21 protein-coding genes and 1 pseudogene are annotated in these 25,647 nt (G+C 58.6%); 10 read left to right on the forward strand and 12 right to left on the reverse strand.

The features are described from left to right. Positions 1-124: 124 nt before the first annotated feature. Positions 125-385 (reverse strand): annotated as a pseudogene (locus AB8C10_RS06505) (DUF1963 domain-containing protein); the annotation flags it as partial. A 54-nt stretch (positions 386-439) separates the two neighbouring features. On the opposite strand from AB8C10_RS06505, the gene AB8C10_RS09270 reads away from it, so the two are divergent. From AB8C10_RS09270 to AB8C10_RS06525, 5 genes are all read left to right on the forward strand, one after another. Beyond that, complete coding sequence (locus AB8C10_RS09270) at positions 440-580, forward strand: hypothetical protein (RefSeq protein ID WP_439958521.1); 141 nt, start codon at positions 440-442, stop codon at positions 578-580. Between the two features lie 2 nt (positions 581-582). After that, positions 583-852, forward strand: a complete 270-nt coding sequence (locus AB8C10_RS09275) for a recombinase family protein (protein ID WP_438361764.1) — start codon at positions 583-585, stop codon at positions 850-852. An 11-nt stretch (positions 853-863) separates the two neighbouring features. Further along, complete coding sequence (locus AB8C10_RS06515) at positions 864-986, forward strand: DUF4368 domain-containing protein (protein WP_368867250.1); 123 nt, start codon at positions 864-866, stop codon at positions 984-986. A 92-nt stretch (positions 987-1,078) separates the two neighbouring features. Then, positions 1,079-1,681 carry a HEAT repeat domain-containing protein gene (locus AB8C10_RS06520; protein ID WP_368867229.1) on the forward strand — a complete coding sequence of 201 codons (603 nt, stop codon included), beginning with the start codon at positions 1,079-1,081 and terminating at the stop codon, positions 1,679-1,681. 90 nt (positions 1,682-1,771) lie between these two features. Further along, a complete protein-coding gene (locus AB8C10_RS06525; RefSeq protein ID WP_368867230.1) occupies positions 1,772-1,936 on the forward strand; it encodes a transposon-encoded TnpW family protein in 165 nt (54 codons plus the stop codon). Positions 1,937-2,258: 322 nt separating this feature from the next. Here the strand turns inward: AB8C10_RS06525 and AB8C10_RS06530 are convergent, their stop codons facing one another. From AB8C10_RS06530 to AB8C10_RS06540, 3 genes are all read right to left on the reverse strand, one after another. Further along, complete coding sequence (locus tag AB8C10_RS06530; protein ID WP_368867231.1) at positions 2,259-3,179, reverse strand: YwqG family protein; 921 nt, start codon at positions 3,177-3,179, stop codon at positions 2,259-2,261. 49 nt (positions 3,180-3,228) lie between these two features. Next, positions 3,229-4,140, reverse strand: coding sequence for a YwqG family protein (locus AB8C10_RS06535; protein WP_368867232.1), 912 nt, complete (start codon positions 4,138-4,140; stop codon positions 3,229-3,231). Between the two features lie 309 nt (positions 4,141-4,449). Further along, complete coding sequence (locus tag AB8C10_RS06540; RefSeq protein ID WP_368867233.1) at positions 4,450-5,469, reverse strand: ABC transporter substrate-binding protein; 1,020 nt, start codon at positions 5,467-5,469, stop codon at positions 4,450-4,452. Positions 5,470-5,593: 124 nt separating this feature from the next. Between AB8C10_RS06540 and AB8C10_RS06545 the strand changes: the two genes are divergently transcribed. The 3 genes from AB8C10_RS06545 (at position 5,594) to AB8C10_RS06555 (ending at position 8,952) form a co-directional block, all read left to right on the forward strand. Next, positions 5,594-6,901: a FecCD family ABC transporter permease gene (locus tag AB8C10_RS06545; protein WP_368867234.1), complete on the forward strand. Its 1,308-nt coding sequence runs from the start codon at positions 5,594-5,596 to the stop codon at positions 6,899-6,901. A gap of 34 nt (positions 6,902-6,935) precedes the next feature. Continuing rightward, positions 6,936-7,979 (forward strand): FecCD family ABC transporter permease, encoded by a 1,044-nt coding sequence (locus tag AB8C10_RS06550; protein WP_368867251.1) that lies wholly within the window; start codon positions 6,936-6,938, stop codon positions 7,977-7,979. A gap of 289 nt (positions 7,980-8,268) precedes the next feature. Next, positions 8,269-8,952 carry an integrase gene (locus tag AB8C10_RS06555; RefSeq protein WP_368867235.1) on the forward strand — a complete coding sequence of 228 codons (684 nt, stop codon included), beginning with the start codon at positions 8,269-8,271 and terminating at the stop codon, positions 8,950-8,952. Positions 8,953-8,989: 37 nt separating this feature from the next. On the opposite strand, the gene AB8C10_RS06560 is transcribed toward AB8C10_RS06555, so the two are convergent. The 8 genes from AB8C10_RS06560 to AB8C10_RS06595 all read right to left on the reverse strand — a co-directional run bounded on the left by AB8C10_RS06560 (position 8,990) and on the right by AB8C10_RS06595 (position 16,817). Continuing rightward, positions 8,990-10,027 (reverse strand): magnesium and cobalt transport protein CorA, encoded by a 1,038-nt coding sequence (locus AB8C10_RS06560; protein WP_368867236.1) that lies wholly within the window; start codon positions 10,025-10,027, stop codon positions 8,990-8,992. Between the two features lie 171 nt (positions 10,028-10,198). After that, positions 10,199-11,491: an adenylosuccinate synthase gene (locus AB8C10_RS06565; RefSeq protein WP_294603677.1), complete on the reverse strand. Its 1,293-nt coding sequence runs from the start codon at positions 11,489-11,491 to the stop codon at positions 10,199-10,201. Positions 11,492-11,705: 214 nt separating this feature from the next. Then, complete coding sequence (locus tag AB8C10_RS06570) at positions 11,706-12,176, reverse strand: DUF4870 domain-containing protein (protein ID WP_368867237.1); 471 nt, start codon at positions 12,174-12,176, stop codon at positions 11,706-11,708. 278 nt (positions 12,177-12,454) lie between these two features. Then, a complete protein-coding gene (locus AB8C10_RS06575; RefSeq protein WP_368867238.1) occupies positions 12,455-13,492 on the reverse strand; it encodes a pyruvate ferredoxin oxidoreductase in 1,038 nt (345 codons plus the stop codon). A gap of 181 nt (positions 13,493-13,673) precedes the next feature. Beyond that, on the reverse strand, positions 13,674-14,336 hold the full coding sequence (locus AB8C10_RS06580; protein WP_368867239.1) for a hypothetical protein: 663 nt from the start codon (positions 14,334-14,336) through the stop codon (positions 13,674-13,676). Next, positions 14,333-15,262 (reverse strand): hypothetical protein, encoded by a 930-nt coding sequence (locus AB8C10_RS06585; RefSeq protein WP_368867240.1) that lies wholly within the window; start codon positions 15,260-15,262, stop codon positions 14,333-14,335. The genes AB8C10_RS06580 and AB8C10_RS06585 overlap by 4 nt, the downstream gene beginning before the upstream one ends. Positions 15,263-15,378: 116 nt before the next feature. Beyond that, positions 15,379-16,194, reverse strand: a complete 816-nt coding sequence (locus AB8C10_RS06590) for a type VI secretion protein (RefSeq protein WP_368867241.1) — start codon at positions 16,192-16,194, stop codon at positions 15,379-15,381. Beyond that, positions 16,191-16,817 carry a hypothetical protein gene (locus AB8C10_RS06595; protein WP_368867242.1) on the reverse strand — a complete coding sequence of 209 codons (627 nt, stop codon included), beginning with the start codon at positions 16,815-16,817 and terminating at the stop codon, positions 16,191-16,193. Before AB8C10_RS06595 ends, AB8C10_RS06590 begins: the two co-directional genes overlap by 4 nt. Positions 16,818-17,181: 364 nt before the next feature. Between AB8C10_RS06595 and AB8C10_RS06600 the strand changes: the two genes are divergently transcribed. Both AB8C10_RS06600 and AB8C10_RS06605 read left to right on the forward strand, forming a co-directional pair. Next, positions 17,182-21,129, forward strand: coding sequence for a S8 family serine peptidase (locus AB8C10_RS06600; RefSeq protein ID WP_439958522.1), 3,948 nt, complete (start codon positions 17,182-17,184; stop codon positions 21,127-21,129). 261 nt (positions 21,130-21,390) lie between these two features. Further along, complete coding sequence (locus AB8C10_RS06605; protein ID WP_368867244.1) at positions 21,391-25,377, forward strand: S8 family serine peptidase; 3,987 nt, start codon at positions 21,391-21,393, stop codon at positions 25,375-25,377. Positions 25,378-25,647 lie beyond the last annotated feature (270 nt).

Genomic DNA, 25,647 nt, shown 5'->3' on the forward strand with positions numbered 1-25,647 from the left:
CCGCATCATAACAACATCATCGCAGGATCATAACAGCATCATGACAAGACTTGTCATGATGCTGTTATGACGTTGCGAAGAATAAAATTCACAACGTTCCTGCATAAAGTTGTACCGCTAATTTTTAGCCGCAAGCCCACTCAAAGACGACCTGCGAGAAATCGCGGGCGGCAAGCGCCTCCGGGGTAATCAGCCAGTTCGCCGCACCAGCGTCACCCCACATCACGTACACGCCTTCCTCAGCGTCCTCGCCCCACTCCGATTCGATAGTCAGCAGGTTCACCGTGTGGCCGCGCAGCTCCTCAAACTCATCACGCGGGTCGTTCTGCACGAACGAAGGGTAGCCGCCGATATGCGAGTAGTCCCGCTCCTCCGATTCGAAAGGACTAACCTCTTAGGACAGAGAAAATAATAAAAACTTGAAAAGGAGGTAATTCTCATGTCAAATACGAAAAGAACAGGACAAACGGCACTTTATGAGCGTTTAAATCGTGATAATGAAATGCAAGGAGAAAGCAATTCCATCACCAATCAAAAACAGCTGCTTGAAAGCTATGCGAAAAGAAACACAGTTTTGTAAATATCTATCACTATACCGATGATGGAGTAAGCGGAACGACCTTTGATAGAGAGGGATTTCAAAAGATGATAAAAGCAGTAGAAGAAAACAAAGTATCTACTGTGATAGTAAAAGATATGAGCAGGTTTGGCAGAGATTACCTCAAAGTAGGCTTTTACACCGAAATACTGTTCAAAGAAAAAGGAGTGAGGTTTATCGCTATCAATAACGGAATAGATAGTGAAAAACACGCAGGAAATATACAGACATTGAGGAACTTACAGCACCAATAATAAATGAGTATATAGAAAAAGTTGTAGTATACGAAGCAACAGGAGGAAGGCAAAGCGAAAATAGAAAGCAACAAGTCGATGTGTACTTTAACTTTACAGGCAACCGTCAAGTGGCACAGAAAGCTGATATTTAAAAAATGCCTTAAAAATGGTATAATATTACTGATTATTGAGAGAGAAAAAATTGAATTTTGTGAGGAGGCAAGGCTTCTTGAAAGAATATATTATGAGTTTGGAAAAAGAATTTTCTTTGATAGAAAATGGTTTTAAAGAAGAAGAAAAAAGAGCCTTTATAGATTATAAATCCAACGATAATAAATATGTTAAGAAGTTGGCATTTTTAGCCTATAAATCTGATACCTATCAAGTAAGAATGTACAGTGTATTTCTTTTTGGATATTTATCAGAACAAGATGATATTTTAGCATTTATGCGAGATGAAGTTTCCAAAGATGATAATTGGAGAGTTCAGGAAGTATTGGCAAAAGCATTCGATGAATTTTGCAAGAAAATAGGATACGAAAAAGCACTTCCAATAATTGATGAATGGTTAAAAAACAATAACCCTAATACAAGGAGAGCTGTTACGGAAGGACTAAGAATATGGACGAGTAGACCATATTTCAAAGATAATCCGAATGAAGCTATTAGACGAATTGCTGCATTAAAAGAAGATACGAGTGAATATGTTAGAAAATCGGCAGGAAATGCTTTAAAGGATATTAGTAAGAAATTTCCAGAGTTAATTAAAATTGAACTTAATAGCTGGCATATAGAAAGCAAAGAAATAAGTCAAGTCTACAGGTTGGCAAGTAAACTTATTAAATAACTCATAAAAACAATAATATAGCAACTTACGAAACAGTAAATCAAATTGGTTTACTGTTTTTTCTTTGCTTAAAAGCAGAAAGGAGGACTTATGAAAGAAGAAAAAAGAGAAATAAAAACACCACCACATAAACAGTTAATAATGGATATTGGAAAGACAAAATATACTGTAAATCTACATTTCAAGCAAGGTACAGGCGAAACATACAAAGATACAATACTAAAGTTAATCAAGAGAGAAACGGAGAAGGTATAAATTTGTCAAAGAAATTTTGTTTATGTCCTTGATAGATCTTCCCAAAAGGCTCCGTCAACTCGTAGAGAGCTTCGCGGCGAGGCTGTTTCCACGACATATATCCAAGAGCATTGGGGTCAGGGTGCTTCACGTACGTCCATTACGAATGACCTGCGCCGTCTTGTGGATGCGGAACTAATTGTTCCTACGGCTCCGCCGCGTAGCAAGAACCGTAAGTATCGCGCTGCTTAGAAGCACCCGATAAAAGGTACACGAAAGGGGAGGAAAATAGAGCGGTTATTCTCTATTTCCCTCCCCTGCGGCTATTCAGCCAAGACCCTATTTAGCCGCAAGCCCACTCAAAGACGACCTGCGAGAAGTCGCGGGCGGCAAGCGCCTCCGGGGTAATCAGCCAGTTCGCCGAACCGGCGTCACCCCACATAATCTCAATCTCCTCGTCTTCGTTCTCCTCATTCTCCGACTCAGAGACGATAGTCAGCAGGTTCACCGTGTGGCCGCGCAGCTCCTTAAACTCGTCACGCGGGTCATTCTGCACAAAGTACGGGTATCCGCCCATGTGGGAGTACTCTTCATCCGATTCGAAAGGCTCCGTCAGCTCGTAGATGGCCTCGCGGCGCGGCTGGTTCTTGTACGGGTTCTCGTGCGCCTCGGGCAGCTTCTCATCCGGGTAGGTTTCATCCCACTTCGCGCCGAAAACGTCGTAGTAGTCGTAGCCGGAAGCGGTCACACCCTGCTCACGCACCTCAAAGGTCACGCCGTACTCAATCTCGAGCGGGCCGCTCTCACAGTCGAAACCGCCGATGGGCCAGCCGCCCTCGTCCCAATCCACGTTCGGGAACGGTGCCTCAGGGTTCGGCTCGCCCAGCGTCTCGTAGTAGATGACGCGGTGATTCTTCTGCGAAAGCGGATTCTCGTAGTCATAACCCCACATGCACTCGTCATCGTTCGGGTTAATCCAAAACTGCAGCATGCCCGTGCTCGGGAAAAGGTCATTCTCGGGCAGGTCGGCGCAGTTAATCTGCGCAATCATGCCCAGCGGTTCGCCCGCCTCATTGGTCGGCGCGGACTCGCCGGCGGGCAGGTACGGGCGGCCACCAAACTTGGAGGCGGTCTGCGGCAAGGGCTCGGCGGGAACGAAAGGCTTCAGGGCGATAGCCTTCTTACGGGCGCCCTCCTGGTTGAGTAGGTCAATAACGTGCTTCGCCTGCTTTTCGATGTCCTCGAACGGCTTGTTGTCAAACATTTTAGGGTCTCCTCATTGATGATGTGGCGGTGTGAAAGTAGTACAGTGTCTAGCCGCAAGCCCACTCAAAGACGACCTGCGAGAAGTCGCGGGCGGCAAGCGCTTCCGGGGTAATCAGCCAGTTCGCCGCACCGGCATCACCCCACATCACGTACACGTCCTCCTCAGCGTCCTCGCCCCACTCCGACTCGATAGTCAGCAGGTTCACCGTGTGGCCGCGCAGCTCCTCGAACTCGTCGCGCGGGTCATTCTGCACAAACGAAGGGTAGCCGCCAATATGCGAGTAATCCCTCTCCTCCGATTCGAAAGGCTCCAGCAGGTTATAGGAGGCGTTATCGCGTGCGTTCGGCTCCTCGGGAAGCTTCTGGTCCGGGTACATTTCATCCCAGGCGTCAGCGAACTGGTCGTAGATTTCGAAGCCGCCGTCCAGGAAGCCCTGCTCCCAGGTCTCGAAGGCGAGGGCGTACTCGGTGGTCGCCTCGGAAACGCCCTCGCCCTCGGGGCCCAGAGGCCAGCCGTAATCACCCCAGTCAACGGTCGGGAGGGGAGTCGAGAACGGCGCATCCGGATTCGGCTCGCCCAGAGTCTCGTAGTACACCACGCGGTGATTCTTCTGCGAGAGCGGGTTCTCGTAGTCGTAACCCCACAGGCACTCTTCGTCGTTGGGGTTAATCCAGAACTGCAGCAGACCAGTCGCCGGGTACAGGTCATTTTCGGGCAGGTCGGCACAGTTAATCTGCGCGATCATGCCCAGCGGCTCACCCTTCTCATTGGTCGGCGGCAACTCGCCGGCGGGCAGGTAGGGGCGGCCACCAAACTTGGAGGCAGTCTGCGGCAGCGGCGCTTCGGGGCAGGTCACCTTCAGGCGGATTGCCTGCTTGCGGGCGCCACGCTCGTTGAGTGCGTCGATGACGCGGCGTACCTGCGCCAGGGTCTCTTCGGAGGGCTTATTCTTCGGCATTACGTGCTCGTTTCGTCGGTGAATTATTCGGTGCGGAAGATTCCGGTGTGAAGGCGCGAGGCAACGGTACCGCGGCGCCTTCTACCCCCATTAGACCCTATTTCGGGCGGGCGCGCACCGATTCCGGTCACGAGTGCATCCAGTGGGTAAAAAAGCAGGTACACAGCACGCAGAAAACAAGTACGTGCGCACAGAAAGCCCCGCCTCCTCACCCTCATGCGCGGGCATGAGAGGTAAGAGTGCGGGGCTTCAGTGATTCTTAGTGGAACTCAGCGATTCTCTATAAATCTCTACGAGAGACTAGAACCTTTAGAGCGCCTTCTCGATGGTCTCCAGAACACCGAGCGCGGCAGCCGGGCCAGCGTTCAGGAAGAACATATCGGCGTCCACGCTGTGCGCGTGCTTCTCGGTAACAGCCTTGAGGGTGCTCCACAGTGCCTCACCGGTCAGCTTGGACTCGTCGCCGCCCTGCACACCGTAGAACAGGTAGTCGCCGTCAGCCTGGTCAAGCTGCTCGGAGCTCAGGTCGATGGAGGTCTTCTCAACCTGCGCAGCTGCGGGACGTGCCAGGGACGCATCCGCGCAGATGGAGCCCACGAACGAGGACTTCGCGAAGATGCGGGTGCGGTCAGCGGAAGTGTACAGGAAGGAGAAGGTCTTCTCGCTGCCAGCCTTCTGACCGACCGACTTCGCCTTGGTGTTGTACTCCTCCATGAGCTTCTCAGCCTTCTCAGTGGTGCCCAGCGCGGCGGCAATCAGCAGGAAGTCCTGCTTCCAGTTGACGCCGGTGCCCTCGGTGACCACGGTCGGCGCGATCTTAGCGAGGGACTCGTACAGCTCGTCCTTCTTGTTGGTGTTGTTAATGAGGATCAGGTCGGGCTTGAGGTTTGCGATGGCCTCAACATCCGGGTCGGTGCGCTTGCCGACCTTGGCAATCTTGTCGAGCTCTGCGGACTTATCGGAGAACTTGGTCTTCAGGTAGGTGGGGACCAGGTCGGCGTCACCGGCAGTTGCCGCGCCGACGGGTACGATGCCCAGGGAGAGCACGCCGTCGAGCTGACCGGTGGAGAGAATCACGACCTTGGAGGGTGCGGATTTGATGGTGGTTTCACCGCGGAAGTGCTTGACGGTGCGGGGGAATTCGCCGTCAACGGTGGTGGTGCCCATGCCGGAGGGCAGGGCGGAGGGTGCCACCTTCTTACCGGTCGCAGAAGCAGACGCGGAGGAAGAGCCGGAAGTGTTGGAGGAGCCGCATGCCGCCAGGGCGAGGGCGCCGAAGGAACCGAGTGCGAGTGCGCCGAAGGAGCGGCGGGTGATCTTGTTCGTCATATTTGCCATAATTATTAGGATAACCTCATATATGCATATGCGATACTTAATACTCATCTATTGATACGTTAAGCATCCTCCGTCCGCACGGGAGCGCACCGCTCCCCCACCACCTCCAAAGCCTATGACACCACAGACCACCACCTCTTCCGGACCCGCCATCAGCGAAGGACCGGCCGTCAGCGAAGCTTCCCTGGCGAAAATTCGTGCCCTCTCCGCTTCTTCAGACGCCGTATCTGGTGCCTCCTCGGGCGGTAAGGGCGGCAAGTCCATCTCGCGTCTGGCGGTTGCGCTCATTATTGGCGGCGTTCTGCTGGTTCTGCTCTGCGCCCTGTCGTTCGCGGTGGGTTCGCGCATGTTTACTCTGGACCGCTCGATTGACGGTTTCCTCCACCCGGAGGCGAACACCATCGAATCGAAACTGATTTGGGCGAAGCGTGCCCCGCGTACCGCCGCGGCGCTGCTGGTTGGTGCCGCGTTGGCGGTGTCGGGTGTGCTCATGCAGGCGCTGAGCCGCAACCCGCTGGCTGAGCCGGGCCTGCTGGGTGTGAACTCGGGTGCTGCCGCCTCCGTGGTGGTGGGCGTGGGCGTTTTTGGGGTGTCGTCTCCGTTCGTGCAGTTGTGGTTGGCGTTGGCCGGTTCGGGTCTGGCGGCGGCGCTGGTGTTCGTCATGGGCCTGGTGGATTCTAAGCCGAACCTGGATTCGACGGCACGTCTGGTGCTGACGGGTGTGGCGGTGAACGCCTGTCTGGGCACGATTACCGGCATTATCACGATGTTTAATTCCAAGGCTTTTGATTCGCACCGTTTCTGGGTGGTGGGTTCACTGGAGAACCGCACCTTCGAGCAGGTGCTCTCGGCGCTGCCGTTTGTGGCGGTAGGCCTGGTGCTCTCCTTCATGCTGATTGGTCCCCTGCGTGCCCTGGCGCTCGGTGAGGATGCGGCAGCCGGCCTGGGTGTGCCGGTGACGATGGTTCGTGGCGCGACGATTATTGCGATTATGGCGCTGTGTGGTGCGGCGACTGCGATTGCGGGCCCGATTGGTTTTGTGGGTCTGGTCGTGCCGCATGTGGTGCGTCTGCTGGTGGGCTCCGATATTGCGCGTGTTCTGCCGCTGTCGCTGGTGTACGGCCCAGTGCTGGTGCTTGCCTCCGATATTTTGGGTCGCGTACTGGTCATGCCGAGTGAGCTTGAGGTGGGTATTGTGACCGCCTTTATTGGTGCCCCGGTGCTGATGGTTCTGGTGCTGCGGTTGAGTACCGGTGCGCGCGGTGCGAAGAAGAGCCGCATGGGCGCGAAGGCGCAGGCGCACGATGAGGCGGGTCCGGCTCACGTGTCGGAGCACGGAGCGCATCATGCTCACCGCCCTGTTGTGCGCGGCTCGGCTGGCGCGGCTGGCTCGGCTGGTTCATCTGGCGCGTCTGGTTCGTAGGTCCCGGTTTCTGAGAGGTTTTATTGTGAGCGTTATGTCTCGTTCTGTTGCCGGGTCTATTGCCACCGGGCCTGTGCGTATCCCCGGGCGTTACCGCACCCCCATTCCGCGTACCCTGCTGGTGGTGGCGGTGCTTGTGGTGGCGGCGGTCGCCTCCCTGGTGTTTGGTAGTTATCAGATGAGCCCGGAGCAGGTGTTCCGCCTCATCTTCAACGGCGAGGGCACGGAGATTGAGCGCCAGCTGGTGCTCAATCAGCGCCTGCCGCGCATGCTTGCCGCCGTGGTGGTGGGTGCAGCTTTGGGCTTGTCGGGCGCTATTTTTCAGTCGGTTTCGCGTAATGCTCTGGGTTCGCCAGATATTATCGGTTTCACGGTGGGTTCGGCGACCGGTGCCCTGTCGGTGGTGCTGATTGGGTCGTTGAGTTCTACCGGCGTGGGTATGGGCATGGGCGCTATTATTGGCGGTTTTGCGACGGCGGCTGTGGTGATGCTTCTGGCGGGTGCGCGCGGTGGCGCGACGATGGGTCAGAAGATGGTGCTGATTGGTATTGCGGTCAGCGCGATGCTCAGTTCCGTGAATGATTACCTGATTACGCGCGGTGATTTGGAGAAGGCGGAGGCGGCGAAGACCTGGCAGCACGGTTCGCTGAACGCTATCTCGTGGAATCAGATGTCGGTGCAGGCAGTGCTGCTGCTGGTAGCAATTCCGCTGGTTCTTCTGCTGACGCGCCGCCTGCGCACCCTGGAGCTCGGCGACGATTTGGCGGCGGGTTTGGGTCTGCCGGTAAAGAAGACCGTGAACCTGCTGGTGGCGGCTGCCGTGTTGCTGGTGGCTGTGGCGATTTCTGTTGCGGGTCCGATTGGTTTCTTGGCGCTGGTTGCCCCGCAGATTGCGCGTCGCCTGTGGAATACTCCGGGTACGGCGATGTGGCATTCGGCGTTGCTGGGTTCGGTGATTTTGGTGTTGGCTGATTTTGTGTCGGCTCGTGCGTTGGCGCCGTTCCAGATTCCGGTTGGCCTGGTGACGGGCGCGCTGGGTGGCGTGTACATGCTGTGGTTGCTGTACCGTCAGCGCTAAATCTGCCTCTTATTCTGTGTGCGTGGCCGGGTGTTCCCCACTGTGGGGGCACCCGGTTTTCTGCGTTTCACGGGGTTTCATGAGCAGTTTCCGCGGACGGTTTCCAGGGGCGGTTTCAGATTTTTTCAGAATTTTCCCAGTTTTACCCCGGGGTAGATTAAAAACTGCTTATCGTGTCAGGGGTCGCTCATAGAGTGTAGGTGTTGGAAGGGACGATCCTTCCGACCGGGCACACCGCCTCCTCCGGTGTTGCCGCTAGGTTGATTCAGCACCTACGGAAGGAACGGTCATGGAAAACACCACTCACGAGAGCCAGTACGCAAACGCAGAGATTTCCTGCACTGCGGATGAGCAGCTTCGCCGTGATGCGGAGTTCAACCTGCTGATGCAGTCCGGCACCATCGTTCGCATGGAGCGCTTCAACGTTGATGAGTTCCGCACCGTTCTGGAGCAGCTGGTGACTGAGGGTTCGTGCTTCCGCACCGCGCCGGTGTCTTCGACTATGGGCCGTGTGATGCGCCAGCTGACTCAGGGTGCTTCCGGTTACGAGGCGAACCTGGCTGAGCTGCGTGCGGCGGCGCAGAACGCTCTGCTGTTCGTGTTCCCCCTGGAGAAGGACCTGGAGATGTGCCTGCGCTTTGAACGTGTGCAGGGTACCGGCCTGGCGCTGACTCGCCTGGGCGTGAGCCCGGTCAATGGTGACCTGTGGACTCAGCACTGGGCGATGCGCGCGCTGGAGTGCACCGGCGGCGTGTTCGCGGTGGAGTCCGCTCCGGGTGCCTGCAACTTTGAGCTGCGCAGCAAGGTGTTCTACGCGATGCTGTCGCTGGTTGAGCTGTCGACTTTGGGTCTGTCGGCTGAGCCTGAGGACTTCTACATGTTTGCCGATTCGGAGGCTGTGTGTAAGAAGTTCAAGCGTGAGCGTCGTGATTGCCGCCGCGCTATGCGTGCCCAGTACGACCGTGCCGCATAAGGTATATCGTGTATGCCTTATGCGGCATACGCGCATATCAGAGCCATTTATTCTTCTTGAAGAACCAGTAGAGGAGCAGACAGGAACCCACCATAAGCAGCAGCGCGGCGGGGTAGCCGAACTCCCATTTGAGTTCGGGCATGACCTCAAAGTTCATGCCGTACACGGAGCCAACGATGGTGGGCACCATGAGCAGCGCCGCGTAGGCGGAGATTTTCTTGGTGTCGTCGTTCTGCTGCTGGCCGAGCAGGGTGTCGTGCACTCGCAGGGCGTTTTCGAGGGAGCTACGAAGGTCCTCGAGGCGTTCTTTTGTTTGGGTTACGTGGTCGAGCACGTTGCGGAATTGCCGGGCGAGCTCGACCGCTTCTTCGTTCTTTTCTTCGTCGGATGCGCCCGGGTAGGGTGAGGGGTCGAGCGCACCGGTGCGCATCCCTTCGATGATGCGGCCGATCATGGATTCGAGGGGGCGGCAGGCACGCTGGAAGTCAATGACCTGGTTGAGCAGTTCGTAGATGCGCTGTGCGAGGGAGTTGGCGTCTCGCCGCTCGCTGGTGGAGAAGAGGATGTCTTCGATTTCGTCGTTGTCGTTTTCGAGTCCGTCGAGCACGGGTGCGTACCCGTCGACGGTGCTGTCGAGGATGCGGTGCAGAAGTCGGGCGGGGGAGGCGTCGGGGGTGGCGTAGAGCAGGTTGAACTGGTCGTTGATGCTACGGTCGTTGCGCTGTTCGTCGCGGACGAGGGCGAGGGTGTAGCGGGGGCCGGTGAAGAGGTGCAGTTCGCTGAGGCGCACTTCTTCTTCTTTGTCGAGGTAGACGGCGGGGCGGATGACGGTGAAGAGAGAGTCGCCGTATCGTTCGAGTTTGGCGCGCTGGTGGCCTCGTCCGGCGTCTTCGATGGCGAGTTCGTGTAGGTTGAAGGTTTCTTGCAGGCCGTGCAGTTCGTGGATGCCGGTGTTGGCGTATCCGAGGGCTACGGCGGTGTCGGGTGATTTGTAGGCGTTGAGGGTTTCTTCTTCGGGTGCGCCCACGCGGATGCGGTCGCCGCTGGGGTAGATGGCTCCGGTAATGTAGGTCATCGTTGTCCTCCTCTGAACGCTGTGGCGCCACGTGTTCCAGGCGCTCTTTCCAGCATACGGTATGCGCCCCGCCCGGTCATTCGCGCCGCGCGTGCACCCGGCATACGAAAAGCCCCCGGCGGGTACCTTACAGGTACCTTCCGGGGGCTTTTGCGTATTGAGCTTTTGAGCTTAGTCCTCGTTGATGAGGTCGCGGACCACGATGGTCTGGTCACGATCCGGGCCCACACCAATCGCGGAGATACGGCAGCCAGAAATCTCTTCCAGCTTCAGCACGTACTTGCGGGCGTTCTCGGGCAGCTCATCCAAGCTCTTCGCGTCCGAAATGTTCTCGGTCCAGCCGTCGTAGTACTCGAAAATCGGCTTAGCGTGGTGGAACTCAGTCTGAGTCATCGGCATCTCGTCGTGGCGCACACCGTCAACGTCGTAAGCCACGCAGACCGGAATCTTCTCCAGGCCGGTCAGCACGTCCAGCTTGGTGATGAACAGGTCGGTGAAACCGTTGATGCGCACAGCCTGACGCGCCAGCACGGCGTCGTACCAGCCGCAACGACGCGGACGGCCGGTGTTCACGCCGAACTCGCCGCCGGTGGTGCGCAGGAACTCGCCCATCTCATCAAACAGCTCGGTCGGGAAGGGGCCAGCACCCACGCGGGTGGTGTACGCCTTCTGAATACCAATCACGCGGGAAATGCGGGTCGGGCCCACACCCGAACCGACACACGCGCCGCCGGAGGTCGGGTTGGAGGAGGTCACGAACGGGTAGGTGCCGTGGTCAACGTCCAGGAAGGTTGCCTGGCCGCCCTCCATCAGCAGGGTCTTACCCTCGTCCAGTGCCTTGTTCAGCAGCTGGGTGGTGTCCACAATCATCGGCTTCAGACGCTCAGCGTATGACATGAAGTACTCGACGATTTCGTCGACCTCAACGTGGCGGCGGTTGTAGACCTTCACCAGCAGTTCGTTCTTCTGACGCAGTGCGCCTTCAACCTTCTGACGCAGAATCGACTCGTCCAGGATGTCCTGAACACGCACGCCGAGGCGGCCCACCTTATCCATGTAGGCGGGGCCGATACCGCGGCCGGTGGTGCCGATAGCGCGCTTGCCGAGGAAACGCTCGGTCACCTTGTCCATGGTCTGGTGGTAGGGTGCGACCAGGTGCGCGTTAGCGGAAATCTTCAGGCGGGAGGTGTCAGCGCCGCGTGCCTCAAGGCCGTCAATCTCAGCGAACAGAGCCTCAGGGTTAACAACCACGCCGTTACCAATCACGGGGACGGCGTTCTCGCTCAGAATACCCGCGGGCAGCAGCTTCAGCTCAAACTTCTGACCGTTCACCACCACGGTGTGACCGGCGTTGTTACCGCCGTTGGGCTTGACCACGTAGTCTACGCGGGGGCCGAGCAGGTCGGTTGCCTTACCCTTACCCTCATCGCCCCACTGGGCGCCCACAATCACGACAGCTGACATTTTGTGCTCCTTGAAAGCCTTGAAGATACGCACCGGATTTCACGGCACGGCGGCGACCTACCGCCTCATGTTTCGGGTAGGCACACCTCTTCTAATGATACCGTGCCCGCCCCTTTAAGTCCCGTGTGACGGGGCGGTAGGCGTGCCATACCGGGCACGCTAACGCCCCCATCCGATATTCGGACGGGGGCGCTACCGGTATGAGCCGTGAAGACTACTTGATGATCTCGATGAAGGTCATCGGGTAGGTGTACTGCTCACCGCGGTTCGCAGCCATAGCAGCCATGCTGTGGAAGATAACCATCAGGACAGTCACGACCGTCGGGACAACCCACAGGATGAGGCCCAGAATACCGAAAGTCAGCACAATCAGCAGCCAGGAAGCCATGCTGACAACCCACAGGGAGAAGTTGAAGTTGAACGCGCGGCGTGCCGATTCCTTAGTGAAGCCGTAGCCGGGCTTGTCCTTGTAGATGAACCACATGACCAGCGGCGCAAGAATACTTGCGGTTGCGAAGGACAGCAGAGACAGAATTGCAGAAGCCAGGTGCGCGAGCATCGCCATGTTCTGGTCATCCTTGGAGGAAACCATGTAACCGTTGGGCTGCTGACCCGGCGCCTGCGAGTAGGAGGGTGCCTGCTGAGAGTACTGGTTGTACTGTTCAGGGTTCGGGTTCTGGGACATCGTTCTTTCCTTAATCTATCGATGAGTGGATACAGCTAATCGTTGAGGTGCGGCGGCAGGCTAACTCGCCGTTTTCGGCGGGTGCCCGCCTCGCTCTGCTTGGTCGCAACGCTCGTGATGGTTTCACCCTATCAAAGCAAGGTAAATGGAATATTAACCCTCGCCGGACAACAGACGAAGAAACCCGAATATGACATGGAATGAGACGCCCCTGCCCCTCCACGCGGTGTTAGGTGCGTGGAGGGGCAGGTCGTTATACAGTGTGGGTTGGCTTGGGGTTAGTCCTGTTTCTCTTCATCGGCGAGCGCAGGATGCGCGGCGGCCTCGCGCGGTGCTACAGCCTCGTGTAGCTTTGCGTGTTCCTGCTTTTTCAGAAACTCGTACACCGAGAAAGAGTCCTCTTCTTCCTTCGTGTAGCCGTTAACGCCCGTGTAGCCTTCCGGCAGGCGGTTGTACACCAGGTAGTACCAGAACTCGGTGGGCGGGGTCTGCCCCTCCTCGATGAGGTCATTTATCTGATTCCGGCGTTTGAAGGTGCGAACTATGCCCATGATCCACAGAACCGGCACCACAAAAAGTGACCCCACGCCGATAACCACGAAAATGAACGCGATAATAAACCCGTATTCGGGGTCTACGATGCTTGCCAGAGGGGCCAACACGAAGGGGTTCACTATCAACAGGGCAGCAAGCCCAATGTTCGAGAGGGTGAGTTCCTTCTTCAGGTCTTTAACGCTGTACCTTGTCGGCGGTCTATTCACGGGAACGTAGCCCACCGGTTGCAGCATTGCCGCCCGCGATATGGAGTTCTCCTCAGCCTTGACCGGGTTCAGGTGGGCAGCGCACGCCTGCATGGGTGCGGGCTCATCCTGGGAGCGGTCGAGCAGGCGCATTTCGATGAGTTTTGAGTCGGGGGTGCCGAAGAGCGGGTCGGGAATGACCGGCAGAATAGCGCCCGGGCTCAGGCCGAGGGATTCTAGCCGAACGTACTCGCCGTAGGCGTACGTCGTCTGAGTCTGCATTGCCTGCGCCTGCATAGCTTGCGCCCGCTCACTGGCAGAGAGCACAGGCTGGGCGGACCCAGCGGACTGGGTGGAGGCGAGCGCTACCGGGCGGTTTTCTACTTCGTTTTCGTGAGTATCTTCTGAGGTGTCTTCCGGTTCGTTGCTGTTCTCGGAGTTTTCGTGCGGCTCAGCGTCTTCATTTTTCTGCGTCTCCTCGCCCATGAGTAGCGTCATGTATTCCGGGATGGACTGGTCGGTGTCCCAGAGGGGCTGGTACGCTTCTTCCTTCTGTGCAGCGGGGCGGTCTGCCATGGTCGTCTCCTTCGCTCACCAGACATACTCCTAGTGGCACCACCGTACCAGCAGGCACTGGATAGTCCCTTGAAACCTGCCTGATAAAAGCTGAGAAAAAGCCCCCGACAAGAGCCAACACGCACGTGTTAACACTGCCGGGGGTTCAGCACTATCGGAGGCGGGAGGCGCCCAAAAGAAGCTACTCCGCCGACGCAGACAATCCCTCGGGCTCCCCCGCTTCGTCCGGGTGGGCACCCTCCTGCAGGGTGCGGTCGTACACCGGGTGGTACCAGAACGCGCCGTACGTTGTTGCCCGCGCCACCGCCTCCCGACGCTTCTGCGGGAACTTCACCAGCGAATAAATCATCAAGCCAAGCCAAATAAAGGGCACCGTGAAAAACGAATACAGCCCAACAAAGAAATAGGCGCCAAAAACCTGCCATGCAGCCTGGTCATCCACCATATACAGCAGGGGTAGCACAAGGAACGGGTTAATCACCTGCAACACCACGCACAAAACCAGCCACCACACGTACCCGAGACGAGCCTTAGCCCAATCCACGGTGGCTTCCGGTGTACTTGCGGGGATGTAGCCAACAGCCCGAGCTTCGCCGGTGTCTTCCCCCGGTGCAGACAGACCCGGTGCAGACAGAGCCACAGCGGTGCCGGGCTGATTCTGCCAGCGCACAGAAGCCACCTGCGTGGGTCCGGCATCCTTCGACAGCACGCTCAGTAGCTGCATGGGTTGCAGATTCGGGTCGGGGATGCCGTAGACAGGTTCCGTCGCCACCGGCAGAGCGGCATCAACGGTGAAAGAATCCATCCGCCATTGCAGGCTCTGCGGCCACGATCCACCGGTCATGATGCACCGCCCATGTTCGAGGCAGAGCCAAGGTTGGGGGCAATCGGAGGCTGAGGGGCAGGCGCCATGGAAGACATTGAAGACGCCGCGTCCAAGATTCCCTGCATCTCCTCAGCGTCCTTAGGCAGGCGGTCATACACCAGGTAGAACCAGAAGGACCCAAGCGGCATGGCTGTCTGCTTCAAATCCTGGTGCTTCCGATAGATTCGGACCAGTGTATAAGTCAGCGCACCAACCCACAGCAACAGGGGAAGCCCCAAAGTCACTGTGGTAAGCATCAAGAAGATGTATAAGAGATACCCGCCAGCATCACCAGCTAAGAGGATATAGGTGAGCGGGTTGAACACCACGCAAATGAAGAAGAGGGCGATGAGCTCAGGCCATGCCTGCCACCACAGATCTGACCCGCTCACCTTACCGGCAACCGGTGCCGCAGGGATGTACCCGATAGGTCGAGGCGCACCCTCTACTTTCTCGCCCAACCAGGCGGGGAACGCGGACGGCGCCTGCTGGTTTGCAGATGCACCAGTATCCGTGCCCATTGGGGACATTCGGCGCATCGTGGGGCCCGGGCGGCCATACAGCGGCCGGTTCAGCACCGGATGCCCCTCCGCCGAAGGGAAAAAATTCGCAGCCGGCACAGACGGCGCAGGAGCAGAAACCGCCAGAGCGGACGCATCAGGATTGGGCGCTGCAGGAACCGCAGAATCAGCAGGCGCGGATGCAGAACGAGCCTTCTGTATCTCCAGGACCTCCTTCACCGGCTCGGGAATCTCCCCGGTCGGCGCAGGAACCGGCGTTCCGTGAAGCAGCAAAGCCGAATAATCGGGGGCGGGCTGCTCCATATCCCACAGCGGCTGATACTCACTACCGCTCTTCTCGGTTGGGTTCTGAGGGTTCTTCGGTGCTTCGCTATGCTCCGCCACGGTAGCCTCCTCCAATGCTTGTCTGCTGTTACGTGTCTGTTGTGTTGTCTACATTGTGTGTTCGGTGCGTGGGGGCTCAATCCCGCAGCTGTTCTTTGAGCCAATGGCTAGTCCGTTTAAGCCTCATTCGCTTCGGCAAGCCGCGCAATGCTCATAATCCACGCCACAAACCAGATGATGCCGGGAATTCCCATGAGCCCTGCACTCACCTGATTCACCGCCATAAAGAGAGCTGCAACGAGTTCTCCCCGCCCGAACAGAGCGGTGACAGAGAGAATTATCGCCGCAATATAGGGGTTCAGCACAGAAACTCCCAAGAACAGAAGCCATGCCTTCTGCTTCTGGAACGAAGTGGGCAGGGGGCCAGGGTCCATCACCGGTTGGTCGATATCACCATAACGAGATGAAGCGTCGCCCTCCTGACCTCCTTCAGAGGACGGGGTGTACTCGTACACCAACCGGAACTTGATTCTTTCCTCGGTCTCGCGCTTACCGGTGGATTTCACCAACACAGCGAAGAAGTTGATAACAGCCCACAGTGAGAAGACGAGCAGCACCAACGGAAGAATGCCGAAGCTAAGCATCGAAAATCCTAGAGATGCCCCAAAAAGAGCTGCCAGGGTATTTTCGCCCAGGATAGGACCTCCCAGGATATAGGCGAATGGATCCGCCACGATAGCCAACGCCAGGTACGCCAGCGCCTCCACCCCAGATCTCTCTGAACTCGGCTTACCGTAAGGAACCGGCACGGGACTGTAGCCGACCAGCTCGCCACCGTGCTCCTCCGGCAATTCTTCCTCGGAGAGAGTCCCCTGAACGTCATCCGCGTGGATGTGCATCAGCTGCGGGTTGGGGTAACCGTAATACACCTGCGGTGCAACCTTCAAAACACGCTGATGAGGGGAAACGGGCTGATTCTTATCGGCGGTCATGATGCCTCCTCGGGGCTATGATGCGGTGATACCGCAGGTGAACTAACATCGGCCAGGGTGCACTCGTACACCAGCCGGAACTGAAAATCCTGCTGAATTTTGTGCTGCCTAATGAGTAGGCGCGTCGATTCGACGGCATCCCCAACAGCATTCAGAAACTTTCCTACGCAGAGGAGCAGCAACCAGATTTCTGCGACGAGACCGACAAAGCCCACAAGCAAAATCAGCGGAGGGAAATAAAAGAGCGGAATCAACAAGGCAAAGAAAATCATCGCCGTTTCCTCGCCCACTCCCCTGAAACCCAGGCTGAAAAGTACCGGACTCATCAGCACAAGAAAAAAGACCATCCAGAACACCATTCGAAGCAGCGGCCCCAACACATACCAGGTGAAGCCGCTCCAGTCGGTGAAGAGGCTCTTCACATCCAAGGTTTCGGGTGGCTTCTCCATGGGGGCGTAGCCTACCACCTCACCAATCTGCCAGGCGGATGAGCTGTACTCGGTGAGGATGCCCTGCACCTCTCCCCTATGGATGCGTTCCAACCGTGGGCCGGGGCGACCGTGCATAACCTGGGGTGACATCAGCAGAACAGAATCCTCAGTGGAAACGCGTCGTTTGACCATGGTTCAGCCCTCCATATCCCAGCATTTTTGATAGATGTTCAATAGATGGTTTTACAGTAACAACCGAACCTGAAAAGAACCTGAACCCGAGTGCAAATAAAAAGCATGAAAAAGAAAAGGGTTGAACATGTCCATAATTTGATTCATTTAGGGGTAATAAACGCTTCACAAGCCATTTTGAGGTGTATCCTAGTTCACATCTAGTGTGTTCAAGTTCAACTAGAACCCACCAGAACAACACCACAAGCCTCCCAGAAACACCCCGGGAGCCAAGCAAAGGAGCACCGTGACACACACCGCCTCCCCAAATCCCCGCGGCCGGTCGCATCGACGCCGAATCGGCAGCGGACTACTCACCCTCAGCATGGCGCTGAGCCCCCTCGCAGCACTGGGCACCACCGCCCACGCTGCAGAAGACCCCGACGCCGTCAAGCAGGTACTCAGCGAAAGCATGAAGAACGCCAGCGGCACCGTCACCGCCTTCGTCCGATTCAAAGGTAAGGGCGCCTTTGAACAGACCCAGCCCGCAGGCGTACGCGCCGGCGTGCAGGCACCCGTCAACACCAGCTCGCAGGTGCAGGCCATCGCCTCGCAGGTGCAGAGCCAGGCACAGCAGGTCAGCAGCCAGTCCGGCGCGCAGGTCCTCTACACCACCCACAACGCAGTACGCGGCGTGGCAGTACGCGGTGACGCCGAGTCCATCAAGGCACTCGCCAACCGCCCCGATGTGGAGAAAATCTCGCCCATCCTGCCCAAGTACCGCCAGAACGCGGGCGCCGCCATTGACGCAGGCTCCCTCGCCACCTGGACCGGCACCACCAACCCCGCCGGCGCGGGCGGATACACCGGCAAGGGCGTGAAGATCGCCGTCATCGACTCCGGCATCGACTACACCCACACCGACTTCGGCGGTAGCGGCAAGCTCGAAGACTACGAGAAGGCATCCAAGCTCACCGAGCTGCCCTCCGCAGACTCCGGACTCATCAACCGCACCAAGGTTGCCGGCGGTTACGACCTCGTCGGTGACAACTACGACGGCAGCAACACCGCCGTTCCCGACGGCAACCCGCTCGACTGCACCACCGGCGGACACGGCACCCACGTGGCGGGCACCGCGGCAGGCTACGGCGTGAACTCCGACGGCAGCACCTTCACCGGCGACTACAGCAAGCTCACCGCAGAGCAGCTCAAGACCATGAAGATCGGCCCCGGCGTCGCCCCCGATGCTGAAATCTACGCCTTCCGCGTCTTCGGTTGCTCCGGCAGCACCAACGTGGTCATCGAGGCGCTCGACCGCGCCCTCGACCCCAACGGTGATGGCGACTTCTCCGACCGTGTGAACGTGGTCAACATGTCCCTCGGTGGCGAATTCTCCCCGCAGGACGACCCCGAAGCCTACGCCGTTGACGCGCTCACCCGCGCCGGCGTGCTCTCCGTGATCTCCGCAGGTAACGCCAACGACTACAGCCTGCGCGGCGACACCTACTCCAACTCCGGTCACCCCGCCACCGCAGCCAGCGCAATCACCGTAGCTAACGCCTACGGCTCCACCCGCGCCGTCGATGCGGCAGAGCTGACCGACCCCGCCACCGGCACCACCCGCAAGGTACGCGGCGACTACAGCGTCTCCTACCCCTGGGCACAGGCAGGTAGCAAGGATTTCACCGGTGAAGTCACCGCGATCTCCGAGAACAACCGCTACGCCTGCAACGCCCTCAGCGCCGACGAAGCGGCAGCTGTAAAGGGCAAGTGGGTGCTCATCGACTGGGCTAAAGATGACGGTGAACTCGCCTGCGGCTCCAAGGTGCGCTTCGACAACCTGCAGGCGGCAGGCGCCAAGGGCGTACTGCTTGCAGGCAACGACGAGGAGCCCGGTCTGGGTATTGCCGGTAACGATACCCTGCCCGGTTTCCGCTTGGCAGCATCCGCCGCTAAGGACCTGCGTGCACAGATCACCGCAGCAGAAGCGGCAGGCAAGCCCCTGACCGTGCGCCTCGGCAACGAGCTGAAGTCCTCCCTGCGCGTGGACACCGATAAGCTGGATCAGCTGAACCCCATGAGTGCCCGCGGTTTCCACGGTAGCTACGGCTACACCAAGCCTGACATTGCGGCACCCGGCTCGTACATCACCTCCGCGGCGGTGGCAACCGGTAACAACTCTGTGACCTTCAGCGGCACCTCCATGGCGGCACCCTACGTGACCGGCTCCGCCGCCCTGGTCATGCAGAGCCACCCGACCTACACCCCCGCACAGGTCAAGTCCGCCCTCATGAACACCGCAACCCACGATGTGCGCACCGAATCCGGTGCCGCATACGCGGTGGACCGTGTGGGCGCCGGACGAGTCGACACCCTCGCTGCCGTGCAGTCGAAGTCCCTCGTCTACAACGCTGACAAGAGCGGCACCGTGTCCCTGAGCTTCGGCGTGCTCGAGTACGCACCGGATGCTGGCGTTCAGACCCTCACCCGCGAGGTGACGGTCGAGAACACCGACTCCGTGGCACACACCTACGCCCTGTCCTACGCTGAAAGCACCAATATTCCCGGCGTGGAATACTCCTTCCCCTCCGCGGTCACCCTCGCACCCGGTGAAACTAAGAAGTTCGAAGTCACCGTTCGCATCGACCCATCCAAGCTGGAGAAGACCCGCGACGCGGCAATGGACACCACCCAGAACGCAACTGACTACTACACCGGCAACGAAACCGTTCCCGAACAGTACCGTCAGTACATTGCCAGCGCCTCCGGCCGACTCGTCCTCACCGAAGACGGCACCAAGGCACTGCGCCTGCCCGTTCACGTGGCACCCAAGCCCGTGAGCACCATGCACGCTGCCGAAGACACCGTCACCTTCACCCAGAAGCCCTCCAGCGACGAGGCTCAGAAGGCAGACACCGGCTGGACCAAGTCCCAGATCTCGCTGCGCGGCACCGAGGTCAACCAGGGCGGCTACCGCTCCCTGCTCGGCGCGTTCGAGTACGGTGCGAGCGTGGACCGTGTGGCTCCCACCTCCCTGTCGCTGAACAGCAACGTTAAGGCGAACCTGCAGTACGTCGGTGCTTCCTCGGATGCGCCCGCGCTGAAGGCAGCCGGCGGCAACGCTGATGACGGCACCCTGCGCTTCGGTATCTCCACCTGGGCGAACTGGGATGTTGTCTCCTACGAGAACACCTTCACCGTAGAAATCGACACTGACGGCAACAACCGAGCCGACTACAAGCTGGTCACCGACCGCGCTAAGGGTCTGGACTACCCGCTGGTTCGCCTCTACGGCTACAAGAACGGCAACCTCGTCGAGCTCGGCTACTACCCGCTCAACGGCGCCTGGGGTGATGTGGACACCAACATGATGGACACCAACACCCTCATCATGGGTGCACCCCTCAAGGACCTGGGCCTGACCAGCGCAAACAACCCGGACATCCAGTACCGAGTCAGCGCAACCACCCAGTACGAGTGGGGTAACGTCAGCGAAACCGGCTGGATCAAGTACCGCCCCTTCAGCCCCAAGCTGTGGTTCAGCGGCGACTCCTCCGCCGTGGCTGGCCTTCACCCGGATGCCTCCACCACCACCTTGACGGTGCACCGCTCCGCTGACGCAATCCCCGCGCTCGGCGAATCCGGTACCCCCGCCAAGGCGCTGCTGCTGCACCTGCACAACGGCACCGGCGACCTCTCCGGCACCAACGGCGCCAAGGGCAACCGCGCCGAGGTGCTGAACATCAAGGAGCAGCAGACCGAGTACATCACTCCGTCCCGCTTCACCGATGTGAAGAGCACCGACCAGTTCTACACCGAGATCTCGTGGCTGGCTCAGCGCGGCATCACCACCGGCTACCCGGACGGCACCTACCGCCCGCTGGAGTCCGTGGAACGTGGCGCAATGGCGGCGTTCTTCTACCGCATGCAGGGTTCCCCGCAGTTCACTGCCCCCTCCACTCCGAGCTTCAAGGACGTGCCCACCACGCACCCCTTCTACAAGGAGATTGAGTGGATGAAGGCTCAGGGCATCACCACCGGCTACTCGGACGGCACGTTCCGCCCCTCCGCACCGGTGAACCGTGACGCCATGGCTGCGTTCTTCTACCGTGCAGCGGGTTCCCCGCACGTGGACCTGCCCGCGACCAGCCACTTCAGCGATGTTTCCACCGATAACCAGTTCTACCGTGAAATCACGTGGCTGGCTTCGAAGGGCATCAGCACCGGCTGGCCGGACGGCACCTACCGCCCGGTGACCCCCATTGCCCGCGACGCGATGGCGGCGTTCATCTACCGCTACACCGAGAAGGTTGCTAACCAGGCCGGCCGCTAGACGGTAGCTAACCGGTAGCGAACAGTTCGGGTCCCCTCCCACCTCCTGCCCCCTCCTACCCCTACATGGAGGTGGGAGGGGCACCCGGAACCGGCAGGGTCCGGGGCCTGAAATCCCGGAACCTCTCAAGTTTTGGTGGCGGTTTCACCGGCGGATGCACTCACTCGTCGTCTGCCGGTGGGGCCGCCTCCGCGTATCACCGATACACAACCACAGAGCACACAGCACTATCGAAAAATAGAAAATCCGAAGGAGGATTCCATGACAACGCCTCATGCGCCACGCCGCAGAATGAAGGCTGTCGGTGCGACCGGTTTGAGTGCAGCTCTTGCCCTTACTCTCGGCGTTCCCGCCACTTTCTCTGCAGCTCACGCTCAGAGCCCCCAGCAGGTCGAAGGAAGCACTGCGAGCGCATCCGGTGACGCTGCCTCGCGTATCAGCCCGGGCCTGCAGAAGGCTGAAGGCCAAATTACCGTGTATGTGCAGTTCAAGGGCAAGGGTGCGTATGAGCAGACCCAGTCCGCGGCTGTTCTGGCACGTAAGGAGGCGCCGGCGAACCGTCAGGCGCAGGTGCAGGCTATTGCAGCTCAGGTGCAGTCGCAGGCTCAGTCTGTGGCGGCTGCTTCTGGTTCTAAGCTGATGTACACCACGCATAATGCGATGCGTGGTGCGGCGATTACTGGTGATGCTGCGCAGATTCGTGCGTTGGCGGAGCGCCCGGATGTGGAGCGTATTTCGCCGATTATCGCGAAGGAGCGTATGAACTCCGGTAGCGAGATTGATACGAAGACTCTTGCCACGTGGACTCGTGAGAATACGGGGTACACGGGTAAGGGCGTGAAGATTGCGGTTGTTGACTCCGGTGTTGACTATACGCACGCTGATTTTGGTGGCCCCGGTACGGTGGATTCGTATCTGAAGGCTAAGGCGATGACGGAGCTTCCGTCCGCTGATTCGGGTCTGATTGATCGTAATAAGTTCATTGGCGGCATTGACTTGGTCGGTGATGACTACAATGCGTCGGTGGCTGAGAAGTCGACTCCGCAGCCGGATAATAACCCGCTGGATTGCCGCCCGGATGGTTTCGGTTCTGGCGGTCACGGCACGCACGTGGCGGGTACTGCCGCCGGTTACGGTGTGACGGCGAACGGTACGACTTACCGTGGCGATTACAAGAACCTGACGGAGGAGCAGCTGAAGGGCATGTCTATTGGCCCCGGTACTGCTCCTGATGCTCAGATTTTGGCGATTCGTGTGTTCGGTTGCTACGGCAATTCGAGTGTTGTGATGAAGGCGCTCGATACCGTGATGGACCCGAATGGTGACGGTGATTTCTCTGACCGCGCCGACATTGTGAACCTGTCGCTCGGTGGCGAGTTTGCCCCGGCTGACGACCCTGAGTCGTACATGATTAATACGATGGCGCGCCAGGGTGTGTTCACTGTGGCCGCTGCCGGTAACGCCAATAACTACAACGGTGTGGGTGACACCTACTCCGATTCGGGTAGCCCGGCGAATGCGGCTGCGGCGCTGTCGGTGGCGAACGCCTACGGCTCCACTCAGCCGATTGACCGTGTCCGCGCAACCACGAAGACTGGTTTGGAGTGGTTGCAGGGTGATTACTCGGTGAACTTCGATTATTCGAAGGCATCCGCTGATCAGCTGCGCGGCGAGGTTGTTGCCGCGCCGAAGCGTAACCGTTACGCTTGCGAGGCTTTCACCGCTGAAGAGGCGAAGGCTTTGAAGGGTAAGTGGGTTTACTTCGAGTGGGATCAGGACGATTTGACGTTCCCGTGCGGTTCGAAGGTGCGTTTCGATAACGTTCAGGCTGCCGGCGGTCTTGGCGTGGTGATGGCCGGTAAGGCTGAGCGCTACACGATCGGCATTGGTGGTAATGCGACCATTCCGGGTCTGCGTCTGACTGCTTCTTCGACGAAGGACCTGGAGAAGGCCCTGGCTGCCGGTCCGGTGACCGTTGAGATGAACCTGGACTACAAGGCTTCGGGTCGTAGCACCCACTCGCACGCTTTTGATCTGAATTCCTCGAGTGCTCGCGGTCAGCACGGTTCTGACGGCTTCATTAAGCCTGACCTTGCGGCACCGGGTACTGAGATTGTCTCTGCCGCTGTGGGTATGGGTAATAAGGGCGTTTCCTTCACCGGTACCTCCATGGCAACCCCGCATGTTGCCGGTGTTGCCGCTCTGGTGATGCAGGCGCATCAGGATTACAACCCGCAGATGATTAAGGCTGCGCTGATGAACGGCGCGTCCACCCCGATCAAGAATGAGCAGGGTACGCAGTACGCGGTGGATCGTGTGGGTACGGGCATGGTGAATGCTCGCGCCGCCGTGGACGCGAAGGTCATTGCGTACGATGCGAAGACCCCCGAGCGTGTTTCGACCGCGTTTGGTGTGCTGGAGTACACCCCCGATTCGGGTATTCAGACTGTTCAGCGTGAAATCGTGCTGGACAACACCGATTCGCAGGCTCACACCTACACCCTGAGCTACGAGGCAAGCACGACCATCCCGGGTGTGGAGTACTCCTACCCGCAGCAGGTGAGCGTGGGTGCCGGTGAGCGTAAGAACGTGACCGTAACCGTGCGTATTGACCCTTCCAAGCTGGAGAAGACCATGGACCCGGCGATGAGCGCCGACCAGGTCGCTCAGGACTGGACGACCGGTAAGACTCTGGCTGCTGGTAAGCGCCAGTACATTGCGAGCGCTTCTGGTCGCCTGATTTTCTCTGAGAATGGTCGCGAGGCGATCCGCCAGTCGATTCACGTGGCTCCGAAGCCCGTCTCGAAGATGCGTGTGGATGCGTCCCGTATTGATTACAAGGGCGTCTCCGATAAGGAGTCCACGGTGACTCTGCGCGGTACGACCCTGAACCAGGGTGGTTACCGTTCGCTTCTGGGTGCGTTTGAGCTGGGTGCGATCAGTGACCGTATTCCGTCCGGTCAGCTGAAGCTGCCGTCGAACCAGTCTGTTGACCTGCAGTATGTGGGTGCCGCTTCGGACGCTCCGGCGTTGAAGGCTGCCGGCAAGAACCCGAACGATGGTTCTCTGTTCTTCGGTATTTCGACCTGGGGCACCTGGGATAGCATGCACTGGGGCCGTCAGGTACAGGTGCAGATTGATACCAACAACGACTCCACCGCCGACTACGTTCTGGAAGTGACCCGCGAGAAGGGTCTGGACTACCCGCTGGTGAAGGTCTGGTCCATCTCCGGTAACGCATCCACCGTGGTGGCACGCTACCCGCTGAACAACGCCTGGGGCGATACCGACACCAACATCATGGACACCAACACCATGATTCTGGGCGTGCCGCTGAAGGACCTGGGTCTGACCGCTGAGAAGGCTCAGAGCATCAAGTACACGGTGCAGACTGACACCTGGCACAACGAGGGTAACTCCTACGTGGACACCACCTCGGCTATCGAGTACTCCCCCTTCAACCCCGGTGTTTGGTTCACCGGTGAGGAGTCGGGCGTGCCCGGCCTGTTCGTGGACCGTGACGGCGGTCAGCTGACCGTTCACCGCAAGAACAACAACAAGGAGCGTCAGGCTCTGTTCCTGCACATGCACAACGCGACCGGTGACCTGAGCGGCCGTAAGACCGCTAACGGTGTTGCCGCTGGCGACCGTGCACAGGTCGTGAAGGTGGCTCGCACCCTCCACGATGCGCGCTTCACCGACGTTCCGGCGGATAACCAGTTCTACCGTGAAATCACGTGGATTGCTGCCCGTCAGATTGACCGCGGCTACCAGGACGGCACCTTCCGCCCGCTGAACAACATGGACCGCGCAACCATGGCTGCGTACTTCTACCGTATGAGCGGCTCGCCGCAGTACACCGCACCGTCCACCCCGAGCTTCTCTGATGTTCCGCTCAACCACCCCTACTACAAGGAGATTGAGTGGATGAAGGCTCAGGGCATCACGACCGGCTGGCCCGATGGTACGTACCGTCCGGAGGGTTCGGTGAACCGTGACGCGATGGCTGCGTTCTTCTACCGTTACGCTGGTTCGCCCGAGTACACTGCCCCCGCGCAGGCTCGTTTCACGGACGTTCCGACCGACAAGCAGTTCTACCGCGAGATTTCGTGGCTGGCTGAGCAGGGCGTGACCACCGGCTGGCCCGATGGTTCGTTCCGCCCCGTGGAGCCGGTGCACCGCGACGCTATGGCGGCGTTCGTGTACCGCTACAGCACGGGTGTGCTGAAGGAAAGCCCTGAAATCTAGGGTTCCGGGAGCTAAGAACCTATAGGTTCTACCGAGGGAGCCGTACCGCTGCAGTTTATCTGCGGTGGTGCGGCTCCCTTTTTCTGTGGTCGGGTGCTTTGTTATTTACGCGTAATGTTCCGTAATACGAGTCTGACTAGGTTATATAAAGAATCGTTGAGACAATAAGTGAAGGTTTCTTCACCATCGGCATGAACCTTGACGTTCACGCCGCATGGGCACACTGGAGGCGCACTGGAAACACAGTGCAGACGCACCGTAGCACTCTCG

This window comes from Rothia mucilaginosa (assembly GCF_964210535.1).
Lineage (GTDB): Bacteria > Actinomycetota > Actinomycetes > Actinomycetales > Micrococcaceae > Rothia > Rothia mucilaginosa_F.